This is a genomic window from Belliella kenyensis (assembly GCF_022549675.1).
GTDB lineage: Bacteria > Bacteroidota > Bacteroidia > Cytophagales > Cyclobacteriaceae > Belliella > Belliella kenyensis.
This window is the reverse complement of the sequence record NZ_JAKZGR010000008.1, coordinates 30,563-44,625: the sequence shown is the minus strand read 5'-3', so window position 1 is coordinate 44,625 and position 14,063 is coordinate 30,563. Positions and strand designations below refer to the sequence as shown.

The 14,063-nt window shown below is 39.2% G+C and carries 8 protein-coding genes; 4 read left to right on the top strand and 4 right to left on the bottom strand.

Annotation, left to right across the window (positions count from 1 at the left end; genetic code table 11):
• Positions 1-92: 92 nt before the first annotated feature.
• Together MM214_RS09805 and fmt are read right to left on the bottom strand one after the other, a co-directional pair.
• Entirely contained in the window at positions 93-1,022 is a 930-nt protein-coding gene (locus MM214_RS09805; protein ID WP_241294825.1) for a DUF4412 domain-containing protein, read from the bottom strand.
• Positions 1,023-1,349: 327 nt separating this feature from the next.
• Positions 1,350-2,279 carry a methionyl-tRNA formyltransferase gene (gene fmt, locus MM214_RS09800; protein ID WP_241294823.1) on the bottom strand — a complete coding sequence of 310 codons (930 nt, stop codon included), beginning with the start codon at positions 2,277-2,279 and terminating at the stop codon, positions 1,350-1,352.
• Between the two features lie 187 nt (positions 2,280-2,466).
• On the opposite strand from fmt, the gene MM214_RS09795 reads away from it, so the two are divergent.
• From MM214_RS09795 to MM214_RS09780, 4 genes are all read left to right on the top strand, one after another.
• Entirely contained in the window at positions 2,467-2,781 is a 315-nt protein-coding gene (locus MM214_RS09795; RefSeq protein WP_241294820.1) for a hypothetical protein, read from the top strand.
• Positions 2,782-2,868: 87 nt separating this feature from the next.
• Positions 2,869-4,074 (top strand): efflux RND transporter periplasmic adaptor subunit, encoded by a 1,206-nt coding sequence (locus MM214_RS09790; RefSeq protein WP_241294817.1) that lies wholly within the window; start codon positions 2,869-2,871, stop codon positions 4,072-4,074.
• Positions 4,075-4,088: 14 nt separating this feature from the next.
• Positions 4,089-7,238 carry an efflux RND transporter permease subunit gene (locus MM214_RS09785; RefSeq protein ID WP_241294812.1) on the top strand — a complete coding sequence of 1,050 codons (3,150 nt, stop codon included), beginning with the start codon at positions 4,089-4,091 and terminating at the stop codon, positions 7,236-7,238.
• Positions 7,238-8,695: a TolC family protein gene (locus MM214_RS09780; RefSeq protein WP_241294810.1), complete on the top strand. Its 1,458-nt coding sequence runs from the start codon at positions 7,238-7,240 to the stop codon at positions 8,693-8,695. The genes MM214_RS09785 and MM214_RS09780 overlap by 1 nt, the downstream gene beginning before the upstream one ends.
• Before the next feature lie 239 nt (positions 8,696-8,934).
• Here the strand turns inward: MM214_RS09780 and MM214_RS09775 are convergent, their stop codons facing one another.
• Together MM214_RS09775 and MM214_RS09770 are read right to left on the bottom strand one after the other, a co-directional pair.
• The gene (locus MM214_RS09775) at positions 8,935-11,880 is read right to left on the bottom strand and encodes a S9 family peptidase (RefSeq protein ID WP_241294808.1); all 2,946 of its coding nucleotides are present in this window, start codon (positions 11,878-11,880) and stop codon (positions 8,935-8,937) included.
• Between the two features lie 18 nt (positions 11,881-11,898).
• On the bottom strand, positions 11,899-14,058 hold the full coding sequence (locus MM214_RS09770) for a S9 family peptidase (RefSeq protein WP_241294806.1): 2,160 nt from the start codon (positions 14,056-14,058) through the stop codon (positions 11,899-11,901).
• Positions 14,059-14,063 lie beyond the last annotated feature (5 nt).

The window sequence follows — 14,063 nt, the reverse complement described above, 5'->3', positions numbered from 1 at the left end:
GTAACTTGTAAGGAAAAGATCCCAAAACTCATTGTTAAAGAAAATCTTGAGTTTTGGGATAAAGTATTTGCTAATGAAGAATAGCTAAACGGCTACATTTGAGTGGTTTTGAATAGATTAGGGTATGAACTCATTTCAAATTTTTGAGATGATGTCTCATTGATTTCTATGATTTTAATTTCACTTTTTGATTGATCTTTTTTGCTCTCAAAGATCATCTCCATCATGTGCCCATTAGGGAGATTTCCTAGCTTTGAGTTTTTATCTCTATAGGTCTTGTTTCCCATCAGGGGATTGCTTTCTCCCCAAAACGAACCACTACCGATGATCGGTCTATCTGTGATCCAATAGGTGGCTTTTCCTTCCTCAGAGTCTATTATATACTCTGCGCAATTATATCCATGAATGACTTTTGATCTGCCAGTTTTTTCAAAATTGAGGTCTTTTGAATCCAGTTCCTTTTCCCATTCGCTGAGATCAGCTTCTTCAGTGATGTTTTCAAAATCGTATGAATATGCCATGCTGCTCTTTTGACCATCTGCTTCTAGTAAAAATATATTTGCATTTCTATCTATATCATAAATTATAATCGTCTTTGAAGATTTCTTTTTCTCTTGACTTTCGAACTCCATCGCCACCGTTTGGCTACTTTGGTCTATATAAGTTTTCATCCTGAAAGGGTCTTGTAATTTGCCTTTCTCATCGACTGCTGTGATTTCCATGACGGAGTACCCACTGAACTGATATGCTTCTGCTGTTTCCACATCTGCTGAAAGCCCAGATAGGATTTTTTCCATATTGAACCCTCCGCCTTTTGGCATATCTGGTCCATAGATATTTTCAAATGCTTTTTCTAATTGTCTCTGGGCTACATTTTCCATTTCTTTTTCTACTCTCTTTTCTAGGGCATTGCCTAGCCCCCTAGTAGCAGCTTGCTTAAGCCTATTGCCGAGCTGTGCCTCCGCAGGAAGGGAGGAGCATAGGATGAATGAAGCAAAAATAATCTTTAGAAGTTTTTTCATAACTAATTGGATTTTAGTAAAGTATAAATGTAAAATCTTATTGTAGGAAATGCAAAAATTGATAACTTTTTGAACTACGAAATTTTCTTACTCTTCCCAATTTGAAATTTAAATTGATATGTTAACGCCCTTCCCCGCTAGTGACATCATATTATAAAACTCATGGTATCATCTATTCCATTCCTATTAGCATCTAATATGAAATAGTATCGAATTGAATGAAGATGCAACTAACAATTGTTTCAATGAGATCAAGTTGTATTTAGAAACAGAATAGAGATCGTTTTTCGGGATTAAAATTGACAATGATTTATATTTTTGACGCTTTTATCCTGTGATTTTGTACCCTCTGAGAAAGTCCTCAATATTCATTCTTTTCTTCCCTTCTAGTTGTAGCTCTAAGATATCGATGCTGCCTTTGCCTGTTTGGAATGTTAAGTATGTTTTTCCATCTGAATCGAATTCTCCAGGGATTTTATTTGTTGATTTAGTTTCACCGATGGTTGTTTTATAGATTTTACACACTTTATCATGGAGTGTTGTCCATGCGGCAGGGTACGGGGATAGTCCCCTGACCAAATTATGAATAGCAAATGCATCTTTGCTCCAATCGATCTCACATGTTTCTTTGAAGATTTTCGGTGCATGATGTATTGCATTTGATTCGTTCTGTGGTGTAGGGTGAACATTGTCATTTGCTACTGCTTCTATAGTTTTTAGCACCAACTGAGAACCTTTTTGCATGAGTCTTTCATATAATGTGCCTATATCATCATCATCATGGATCACTTCTTTTTCTTGAAAAATGATGCTGCCAGTATCTATTTCATGTTTCAAGAAAAATGTAGTCACACCAGTCTCTTTCTCACCATTTATTATCGCCCAATTGATCGGTGCTGCACCTCTGTAGTTGGGGAGGAGGGAAGCATGCAGGTTGAATGTACCCTTAGGAGGCATGTTCCAAACTACTTCTGGAAGCATCCTGAAGGCGACCACTACTTGTATATCAGCTTGAAGGGATTTTAGTTCATTCAGAAATTCTGGGGATTTGAGATTAGTTGGTTGAAGCACGGGGATTCCAAGACTTAAGGCAGATTCCTTTACGGCTGAGGGTATCATTTTTTGCCCTCTACCTTTAGGCTTGTCAGGTGCAGTGATCACTGCGATGACATTCCAACCATTTTTGGCCAATATTTCTAGAGAAGGTACAGCAAATTCTGGAGTACCCATATATATAATTCTCAAGTCTTTTTTCATTATTTGATTTTTGCATGAAATTTGATCAAAGGTCGTAAGGATTATTTAACCATGAAATTGTACATAAAATTATTTTGTATTCTTTGGTTTAAAAAAATCCGAAACTTGACTAATAAATGCATACTTTTGCGTCATGATTATGAAAATGAGAAATATTTGCAAATTATACATTCAACTATTGGCTGTAATGTTGGCAGTATTTTTCATTTCTTTAGCGGTATTTGATGGTTTTGAAGTTGAAGAGGAGCCAGTCTACATTGGGGAATTTGTAGATGAGGTGGAATTTGACTACGTGGACTTCCCTACGTCCGTAGTCAGAAATCTTTCGAATTCAAAGCTAGATAAAGTTCAAAGAATGGAATTGATCAAGGTGTTCGATTACCTTGTCCCTAAGCTTGCACCACAAACTGAATTTGTTCATACTTTTTTCTTTGATTTTGAAGATTCTATCCCATATTTGAATGTATTGTTGGATAAGATCATCTCTTCCAATGCTCCCTGATTAGTCCCGTATTTTTAGCTTACCAATAACTTTCAAATCTCACCCTACAAAACTGGGGTCACTAATCTATTTACATTACAAATAATCATGAAACCAAAAGGTTTAACAAAATACCTTGTGGGTTACTCATACGTGGGTTCTCATAAGTTGAGCTACATTTTATCAATTCTTACTATTGTCGCTTTCACATCGTGCCAATCTGGTAGTGGAAAGAATCAAGCAAATCTCATATTATCCAATGTACCTGTATTGGAACTGAATCCTAAGACTATAGAAGTTCCAAAAACATATGTCTGTGATCTGCAAGCTGTTCAATTTGTAGAGGTAAGGGCTAAAGTAGAAGGCTTTGTAGACAGAATATATGTAGACGAGGGTGAATATGTCAAAAAAGGACAGCCATTATTCAAGTTGACTTCCAATGAGTTCAATGAAATGGTCAATTCAGCTAATGCAAAACTCATGCAAGCCAAAGCGGAGGCCAAATCCACTAGCCTAGAAGTAGAAAGACTGAAGATATTGGTGGACAAGAAAATTATATCATCTTCCGAGCTTGAGCTAGCCAAAGCAAAAAATGCTGTATCACAATCAGCCATTCTTGAAGCTGAATCGATGCTAAAAAATGCGCAGACAGGCTTGTCCTATACTACTATCAAGGCGCCTTTCGATGGTATTGTAGATAGGATTCCTCACAAGACAGGAAGCTTGGTGACTGCTGGAGATTTACTTACAAATATCACAGATATCACTGAGGTTTTTGCCTACTATAAAGTAACCGAAAACGAATATCTCAAGTACATGCGTGATAAGCTTGAAGCTGAGACTGACACGGCAGCAATGATTGATGATACTGTGTCATTGATTCTTTCTGATGGGGAGCAGTACGGATTTCCAGGTAAATTAGAAACTATGGAAGCAGACTTTGAAAAGGGAACTGGATCCATTGCTTTTAGGGTGAGATTTCCAAATCCTGACCAACTTATAAAGCATGGAGCTAGTGGTAAGATTCAAATGAATAGCACTTTGGAAGGGATCTTTTTGATACCACAGCAATCCACTTTTGAAATTCAGGATTATAGCTACGTGTATATTTTGGATAAAAATAACAAAGTTCGAGTAAGGAGTTTTGTGCCCATGCAGCGCTTTGGTATCTATTATATCTCAGATAGTTTTGAGCCGGGAGATAGGATCATATATGAAGGTATTCAGCAACTCAAAGATGGAATGGAGATCCAGCCACTTGAAGTGACTGAAGAAGATGCTTACGACACTTTGATCAATTCTCTAAAATCCTAATAAAGTCTTGAGCCATGTTTGAGTTATTTATCAAAAGGCCGATTTTATCGACCGTTATTTCCGTGTTCATTACTTTGTTGGGATTGTTGGCTTTGACTTCACTTCCCATCACCCAATTCCCTGAGATCGTACCGCCTTCCGTTACTGTGACTGCAAAATATACTGGAGCCAACGCAGAAGTATTGTCCAAAGCCGTGGCGACACCACTGGAGCGAGCCATCAATGGTGTGCCAGGAATGAGTTATATGACTTCGGTCAATACCAATGATGGAATTACGCTGATCAATGTGGTGTTTGAAGTGGGAACGGATCCAGATCAAGCAGCTGTAAACGTACAAAATAGGGTCGCCACTGTACTAGATGAACTTCCTGAGGAGGTAATTCGAGCAGGGGTGCAGACAGAGAAAGAGGTCAATAGCATGCTTCTCTACCTCAATCTGATGACTGCTGACACTACACAAGATGAGAAGTTTGTATACAATTTTGCAGACATAAACATTCTTCCTGAATTGAAGAGGATAGACGGCGTAGGTTTTGCGCAAATCATGGGATCAAGGGATTATGCCATGAGAGTCTGGTTGAACCCTGATAGGTTGGTGGCTTATGACTTGAGTCCTCAAGATATTACAGAAGCTATTAGAAATCAAAATGTCGAAGCTGCACCTGGTAAATCTGGGATTTCATCAGACAGAGATCCTCAGGCCCTACAATATGTCTTGAAGTATACAGGGAAGTTTAATCAAGTTTCTGATTTTGAAAATATCACACTAAAGGCATTGCCTGATGGCTCTCTACTGAAGCTGCGGGATGTAGCGGAAGTTGCGTTTGATTCTCAAGATTACAACATGGTCTCTATGACAGATGGAAGGCCATCTGCATCTATTATGATCAAGCAGCGTCCTGGCTCCAATGCACGAGAAGTAATTGCCAATATCAAATCCAAAATGGAAGAGCTTCAGGATAGTTCATTTCCTCCAGGTATGGAGTACAATTATTCCTACGATGTTTCCAGATTTCTTGATGCTTCTATATCAGAAGTTGTAAAGACCTTGGTCGAGGCATTTATCTTAGTATCTATTGTTGTATTCATTTTCTTGCAAGATTTCCGATCTACATTGATACCTGCGATAGCCGTACCAGTATCATTGATCGGGACTTTTGCATTTATGCAAATGTTCGGTTTCTCGATCAACTTGCTGACTTTGTTTGCCTTGGTGTTGGCTATTGGTATTGTCGTGGATAATGCCATAGTGGTGGTAGAAGCTGTTCACGTAAAGATGCATGACCTCAAGCTAAATGCTCTGGATGCGACACTGGAGGCAATGAAAGAGATAGGTGGTGCCATTGTAGCAATCACCTTGGTGATGTCAGCGGTATTTATACCTGTAAGTTTCCTCTCGGGTCCTGTAGGGATATTTTATAGACAATTCTCACTTACTTTGGCCATAGCTATTGTGATATCTGGTATCAATGCACTCACACTTTCACCAGCCTTATGCGCACTCTTGTTGAAGCCAAATGATATCGATCATGATCCGAAAAAAGGCTTGTTACAAAGGTTTTTCTTCAATTTCAATAAAAAATACGATGCTTTGAGTACGAAATATTCCTGGGTATTAAATAATATCTCAGGAAGAAAGGTGGTTACTTTTGGGGCTTTGATCCTTTTCTTTGTCTTGACAGCGGGAGGTATCTCCATGGTACCTGGGGGATTTATTCCCAATGAGGATCAAGGGATGATCTATGTCAATGTGACTACACCTCCAGGGGCAACAGTAGAGCGTACCAGTGTGGTTATGGATCAAGTTCAAGCTAGTCTATTGCCATTAGAAGAAGTGGAGACTATATCTACCTTAGCTGGATACTCTTTGCTCACTGAGACTGCTGGCGCATCTTACGGTATGGGCATGATCAACCTTGTAAACTGGGGAGATAGGGATAAAAATGTAAATGAGCTCATTGAAGACTATCAAGAAAGGGTCGCTCATATCAAAGGTGCGGATGTTCAGTTTTTCTCACCTCCTCCTGTGCCAGGATTTGGAAATGCTTCTGGTTTTGAGCTGAGGCTTCAAGATCGTACAGGTGGAAGTTTGGAGGTGATGGCGGAGACCTCTCAGGCATTTGTAGATGCACTCAATGAGAGACCAGAGCTTCAGGGTGTCTTCACTAATTTTGAGCCTAATTTTCCTCAATACATTATCCATGTTGACCACGATAAAGCAGCTAAGCTTGGTGTATCGGTAAATGAATCTATGGAAACTCTTCAAAGCTATGTGGGAAGCTTTTACTCTTCAAACTTTATCAGATTTGGAATGATGTATAAGGTGATGATACAAGCAGCTCCTGAGTACAGGACATCTCCTGAATCTATTTTGAGTATGTATGCCAAAAATGATCGAGGTCAAATGGTGCCATACTCGAATTTTATCAGCCTAGAGAGAGTCTATGGGCCAGAGCAATTGTCTCGCTACAACATGTTTACTTCCGCCATGATCAGCGGTGACGCTGCTCCAGGGTATTCTTCTGGAGATGCGATCAAGGCTGTGGAAGAAGTAGCAGGTCAGACACTTCCGAGGGGTTTTGATACAGATTGGTCTGGCATCACACGAGAGCAGATAGCATCAGGTAATCAGGCAATCTATATCTTTTTGATCTGTTTGTTGTTCGTGTATTTGTTGTTAGCAGCTCAATATGAGAGTTACTTTCTCCCTTTACCAGTGATTTTGTCTTTACCAGCTGGGATTTTTGGTTCTTTCTTGTTTTTGAAAATCATGGGACTCGAAAATGACATCTACGCTCAGGTTTCTTTGGTCATGCTTATTGGTTTACTCGGAAAGAACGCCATATTGATTATTGAGATTGCGATTCAGAACAGGGCCAAGGGCTTATCTATTTTGCAAAGTGCTATCAATGGTGGAGTGGAGAGATTGAGACCTATTTTGATGACTTCATTTGCCTTTGTGTGTGGATTGATTCCTCTTACCATAGCCTCTGGTGCAGGTGCTATTGGGAATAGGACTATAGGTACCGCAGCAGCAGGCGGAATGCTCATAGGTACTTTGATAGGTGTCTTCCTGATTCCCGGATTATATGTCGTGTTTGAAACAATGGCGACCAAATTTAGACCAAATCCTATTGTAATCGACCATCAAAAAGAAGTATAATGAAAATTAAATATAGCATAATAGCCATCAACCTGAGTGTCCTATTGGTGATGATAGGTTGTAGCCCATCCAAAATCACCTCTGCAAGCGAAGATCTAGGCATCCCTTCGAAGTTTGAAAAAGTGAATGAAACATATTCTGATAGCTTGAATAATGCAGGATTGGTACACTGGAAGCAATATTTTGAAGATGAAAACCTCAAGAATCTGATCCAAACTGCTTTGGAAAACAATCAAGATAACCTAAAAACCCTTGAAAGTATAAGAGCAGCTAGGGCGAGTTTTAGAATGGCAAAGGCGGGAGGATTACCCGAAATCAATGCCATAGCAGGAGCATCGACGCGTCGATTTGGGGAGTATACCATGGATGGAGTGGGAAATGCTGACTCTAACTTGTCACCAACAGTACCTGCTGACAAGATGATTCCTGACCCTTACAGAGATTTTTTGTTAGGTGCCGAATTCAATTGGGAATTAGATGTATGGGGAAAATATCGCAATAGAAAAAAGGCCGCTTATGCACGTCTCATGGCTTCTGAGGAAATGTCTAATCATGTAAAAACCTGGTTGATAGCAGAGGTGGCAAATGTATACTACATGTTAGTAGGACTTGATGAGGAATTGAGCATCTTAGAAAAAAACATTCAGATCCAGAATGTTGCATTCAATTTTGCCAAAGAAATGAAAGAAGCTGGTAAAGAAAATCAGCTGGCAATAGATCAATTTGAAGCTTTACTGATCAATTCAAAGGGCAAATTGGTTCAAAGAAAAAGAGAGCAGCGTTCATATGAATTGATGCTTTCGGGTTTGTTGGGTGTGTATGATTTCGATCATCAGAGAGATAGATTGGATCAAGTGAGTATAGGAGAAAAGTTGATACAAGTTGGGTTGCCTTCTCAATTGATAAATAATAGACCTGATATCAGGAGGGCGGAGTTAGAATTGTATGCAAGTAAGGCAGATGTTGCAGGGGCTAGGGCGGCATTTTTCCCATCCTTCAATTTGTTCGGCATGGCAGGATTCAATGCATTTGATTTCGGAAAGCTCTTTTTCAATCCTGCTTCAACTGTATTTCAACTTGGAAGTGGACTTTCGGCACCTATTTTCAATAGAAATAGTATCAGAATGGGATATGAAATAGCAAATGCCAATCAAAGAATTGCTATGCTAGATTATGAACAGGTGGTATTCAAAAGCTATTTGGAAGTTTTGGACTTGGTAAATGCCATCGAACTATTTGATACTCAATCTAGACTCAAAGAAACCGAAGTAGAGGTTCAACAACGATCTGTAGAGAATTCAAATATCATGTTTTCAGTGGGTTATGCAAACTATCTAGATGTCACAAACGCTCAGCAGAGAGCTTTGGAGGCTGAGATAGATAGGGTAGAATTGCAAGTGAGTCAGATACAAGCAAAAATAAAACTTTATAGAGCATTGGGAGGTGGTTGGCAATAGATCTTCATAGTTTGGAATCAAAAAATTAAAAAAGTCTTCGCTACTAGCAAAGACTTTTTTTATGAATCACATTGATCCCACTTAAAACTTAAACACTTTATGGAATTGCTCCTTAAAGTATTCCAAATATGTAGATAAAAATTTCACTAAAAAATACCTACTTCTAGGTATTTTTTTGAAGTGAATGTATTTAAAGTATTGGTAAATATAATAATAATTATATTTATGTTTTTTATTGTTTAGTTATTACCGAATACTCTAGCATCAAGATGATCCTCAAGATTTAGTTTGTCTACTCCTTTAGAGATCCATTCAGGAGCTTGTTCACCCTTCAAATAGTGATCGAAAAACTCCATCATTCGGACACTATAATCTTTTCTATTTTCTAGCTTAGAAAGTCCATGATTTTCGCCTTTATATTGGACCATAATGACAGGTTTTTTTAGTCTTCTCAAGGCATTATAGTATTCGATTCCTTGGGTGAAATCCACAGCACCATCTTTGTCATTGTGAAGCATCAGCAAAGGTGTCTTCACATTTTTTACATGGTAGACTGGTGAATTTCTTTGATAAGCATCCCAGTTTTCCCATGGGCCACCAGTAAATCGACCTTGTGAAGACTCGAAGATAGACATGTTTCCTCCTCCAGTATTCCAGTAGATCAAATCATACATAGAGATCATGTTTGTCAATGGGGCACCTGCAGCAGCAGCTTTGAACATGTCTGTCTGTGTGATCAAGAATGAAGTTTGATATCCTCCCCAAGAATGTCCATGAATCCCGATGTTTTTCTCATCAATGATGCCTGTTTGGATAGCTTCTTTTACAGCTGGAATCACGCACCATACAGCAGACATGCCCGGATCATCCATAGTGTACACGATGTCTGGGACAAACACTGCATAACCATTGCTTGTGTAAATGTTAGGATTCCAACCAGTACCACTGAATCCTGGCGTGCTATAGTTATGAAGCGTCTGAGAAAGTTTTTCGTAATAGTAAACTATCGTGGGGTACTTTTTACCTTCTTCGTAGTTGGCTGGTAAAAATAGGGCTCCTTGTAGCTTGGCACCTTTATCAGAAACATAGTCGACCAACTTGACTCCACTCGACCAAGCATAATCTACATCATTAAGCTTTCCTTCTGTCAATGCGTCGTGTTCGTTTAGCTGAGCATTTGTCAAGTAGAATGAAGTAGGTTGATTAAATGTCTCTTTGGTATAGTAATAGGTTTCTGCTGATTTTGCTTTTGAAAGCCTATTGATGTTTGCATCTTCCCATATCAATGATTGGACACCAGCTTTAAGACCGGCTTTTCCTGGTTCTACTGAAGCTATTCCACTTTTTTTGGTGTTTTCACCATAAGTCCTGAAGTACTGTTTTTTCTTCCAGTCATATCCTTTTTCTTCTTCATCGATGATATACCTGGTTTGATATCTTATGCCTTCCTTTCTGCCATTTTGTGTTAAGTTTTGGGCTTGACTTTTTCCATCAACAGGTACTTGCCAGACATCCCATCCATCTCGAAGCAAGATGTATTTGCTATCATTGCTCCAGCCAAGTGCATTTTGCATTGGCTTGATGACATTGTGGTCATCTTCCTCATTGACGAATGAGACCTCAATCTTTTCAGTGATATTAGTGTTGGTTTTATTTTCTAAATCATAAATGTAAAAATCTCCATCATATGCATAAATAAGTTTAGATCCATCTGGAGATGATCTTGGAAATGATGCATAGGAGGGAAGATAGAATTTTTCGAGAAAGTTATTTTTTTCGCCAGTATTCAAATTGACAATATAAAAGTCTCTATAATTCTGACCATCTAAGTTTATGTCTAGCTCATAGGCCGATTGGTCAGCACCAAGGGCAAATTTCTCTTTTGGCAAAATGGTGAGCTCCTTCATGGTACTATCTTGAAGCATTGTATGCTTACCAGTACTCACTTGGTACATCGCCCAGAAGCTGTAGTTCTTGTCTTGATTCTCTAATACCTGTTGTCTAGACTGAAGTCGCGTATCTTGCCAGTGCCAAATGGCCATATCGGGCTTGGTCAAGTCACCAGGCTTTCCAGTTGGAGTAGTCTTGCTAGTGTCTGACTTAGCAATGGCTTTTTGTAGATCAGCCATGCTCTTGATGGTTGTATCAGCTAGTATTTTTCGCAGTTTTTCGGATTCTACTAGTTTCAAGGAGTCTTGATTTTCGCTTTTCTTTTCAGTCTTTTCATCTTCTTTTTTGGCCAATACCAAAGGATGTATGCCGTAGAAAATTCTCGTTAAGTCTTCGGACCATTGAGGTCTTCTATTGGGACTGATAGTGTAGCTTTGAGAAAAATTCACACTGTCTTTGGATGGGTCATAAATGGTAAGCTGCGGATTATTGATGTTTTTTACTCCAATGAGTTTTCCATGTTCTTGTTTGTACTTTTTGTCTTTCACCAATTTTAGAAGTGCAAAAGCATCACCCTTATCTGTCCAATTGATAGATTTGAAGGTGGCTTCATCACTTTCCAATACGGTGGTTGTGTTGCTTGCTAAGTTCATTAGATACACGCCATTTCCTGATTGATTAGCCGCATCTATGGTATAGGCAAGATGAGTTCCAGATTTGTTAAATGAAAACTCTGAGACATTACCTACATTTTGTTTTTTGCCAGTTTTCAAATCAATCAAAAGTAAGTCAGAGCCTTTGGCATCACCACTATTACCTTCTTTGGTGAGGTTCAAAGCCAAATGTGTGGATGCTAAGTTGTTGAAAGAAAAACTGCCTACTTTTTCAAACTCCTTCTTTTTCCCATTTTGGAGTTCTAGTAAAATTACTTTTTCAGGGAGAGGTCTACCTTTGTTCGCTTTCTTCTCTTTATCCTTAGGATACTCTTTGAATGCTACATACTTACTGTCTTCACTGAATGCCACATTGGGCATATTGGTAGAACCTATGCTGTAGGACTTTTTATCAGAAGAATCGCTGGTATTTTGAATGATGAGTTCTCCATCTCCTTCTACAGGAAGGATACCGTAAGCCACCCATTTCCCATCGGGGGAAATTTTGAATGAAGCAGTGGATATTGATTTCCATGCAGGGATATCTTTCCACTGCATGGCTTTTGGCTTAGTATTTTCTTGTGCTCTGGCTTCGAATATGATGAATAATACGAAGAGAAAGTATATTATTTTTTTATTCATTTTTCAATTTTTTAGCAGTTATGGATGAGCCACGTACCTTTCAAAGAATTCCATTATTCTACCGATTCTGTCGATTCGTCTATGAATAGCCCCTGACCGGGATAGTTCATGACCTTCCTCTGGATACCTTACATATTCTACCGGTTTTCCTAGAATCTTGAGACTTTTATACAAAAGCTCAGATTGCCTTACACCTGTCCTATAGTCGACATCACCATGTTTGATAAGTAGTGGGGTTTGGATGTTTTGAACGTAGGTTTGAGGACTATTGTAATCCATGATCTCTTTTACTCCATCTTCCCATGGATATCCAAAGTGATTAGGTACTAGTCTCCATGCATTTCCTTCTCCCAAGAAAAAGGTGAGTTCATATACACCTCTTTGAGAAAAAGCAGCTTTGAATCTATGATCATGCCCGACAATCCATGCTGTCAGGTAGCCAGCATAAGATCCTCCTGTAAGGAAATATTGGTCCTGATCTATCCACGAATATCTACTGGCTGCATCATCTAATGATCCCAAAACGTCCGAAGAAGGTCCATCACCCCAGTCACGATAATTTCCTTTTTGAAAAGCTTTTCCATAGCCGCCACTTCCTCTTGGGTTGGCATATACTACGCCATATCCCATAGCAGTCATTACTTGATACTCATGCCACATGGAGCCTTCTCCTGGTCCCCACATTGCTGAAGGGCCACCGTGCATTTGAAGTACGGTAGGATATTTGGAACCTTCTTTAGCATCGACAGGCGACATTACCCAGTAGTCTACTGTATAGCCATCTTTGGTTTCGATTTGGTGAGCGATAGGTTTGGAGATTTTCTTTCCAGCCAGCCAGTCTTCGTTGAATTTACTGATTTGTTTTGGAGATTTGTTACCCAAATCTGAGATGTAGAATTCAGATGGGTTTTCAATTTTTACGAGAGAATAGACCATTTTTTGACCTACAATATTCAAATTGCCAATTCCTACTGGGCCTGTGATGATAGGGTCAATTTTACCATTGCTGATACTTACCTTCCAAAGAGAGTTGCCTCCTTGGTTACCTCCAGTGAAATATATGGATTGACTATCGGGTGTCCACTCGCCGCTAGAGATACTTCTATCCAAAGATTCTGTAAGCCACTTGAAACCAGAGCCATCAGGTTTGATAAGTCCAATCATGCTTTGATTATAGCTTGGTTCTTCTATGTTCTGTCCGTTGATTAGTATCCATTTGCCATCAGGAGAAAATTTCGGATTACCTACTCTGTGATTTTCAAGTTTGAAAAAAACTTGCGAAGCTTTTGTTTTGGTGTCGATTTTCCAAATCTCAGTATGGGAAGTCAAATCTGGGTGTTCTTCATTTTTCAAAGAAGAAGCAAGAATGTAGCTCCCATCTGGTGACCATGTAGCACCGAAGTAGCTTTGAAATCCTTGAGTAAGCACCTCGGAGGTTTTGGTGTCAAAGTCATAGATGCCTAGATGAGAAAAGTATAGGTCTGGACTAAGGTCTCTTTCTCCAAGGAAATTTAGCCTATCAATGACTTTTGGGTCATTTTTGGCTGCATTTTTAGCTAGCCAAGCACGAAGCTCTTCCAAGTTTCCATCGGGATTAGGTTTGATTTCTTCAGCACCTATACCAGCATTGATTGCTTTATAATTCGGTTCATCTCCATAAGTCCTTCCTGGTCTTTGGTGCTCCCAATCTGGCCTTCCATCTATTGCCCAAAGGGGTAATGTACTTGAAAATAGAATTTTTTTACCATCTGGAGACCATTGTGGATTACTTGCGCCATTTTTATCATTTGTTAGGACATAGCTTTCTCCACCGCCCATGGGTAAAATCCAAATTTGGGCTTTTCCATCTTTAGCCTTGGTGTAAGCTAGGCTTTTTCCGTCTGGAGAAAGTGCAAAGGAAGACACATTGTATTCAGAAGAAGTCAAAGGACGGATCTCAGCATCGCCAGTCACATTACTTATAAATACTTGACTTTTATAGGCATATTGTTCTTTGCCTTTGTCTTCAATGAAGTTTTTAACAAAAATCACTTGCTCGCCATCAGGCGTGATTTGATGTGATGAGGTGGTGACTATCTTGGTGAGATCGGTAAGCTGAATTAGCTCTTCCTTTTGTGCCATGACTTGATGCACAAGCAGGAATAGAATCAGAATGATTGATTTTGAGTAGTTATTCATTATTT

Bases quoted from the DNA above. Each gene is read 5' to 3' on its own strand.
- MM214_RS09805 (WP_241294825.1), bottom strand. From the start codon at position 1,022: ATGAAAAAACTTCTAAAGATTATTTTTGCTTCATTCATCCTATGCTCC.
- fmt (WP_241294823.1), bottom strand. From the start codon at position 2,279: ATGAAAAAAGACTTGAGAATTATATATATGGGTACTCCAGAATTTGCT.
- MM214_RS09795 (WP_241294820.1), top strand. From the start codon at position 2,467: ATGTTGGCAGTATTTTTCATTTCTTTAGCGGTATTTGATGGTTTTGAA.
- MM214_RS09790 (WP_241294817.1), top strand. From the start codon at position 2,869: ATGAAACCAAAAGGTTTAACAAAATACCTTGTGGGTTACTCATACGTG.
- MM214_RS09785 (WP_241294812.1), top strand. From the start codon at position 4,089: ATGTTTGAGTTATTTATCAAAAGGCCGATTTTATCGACCGTTATTTCC.
- MM214_RS09780 (WP_241294810.1), top strand. From the start codon at position 7,238: ATGAAAATTAAATATAGCATAATAGCCATCAACCTGAGTGTCCTATTG.
- MM214_RS09775 (WP_241294808.1), bottom strand. From the start codon at position 11,880: ATGAATAAAAAAATAATATACTTTCTCTTCGTATTATTCATCATATTC.
- MM214_RS09770 (WP_241294806.1), bottom strand. From the start codon at position 14,058: ATGAATAACTACTCAAAATCAATCATTCTGATTCTATTCCTGCTTGTG.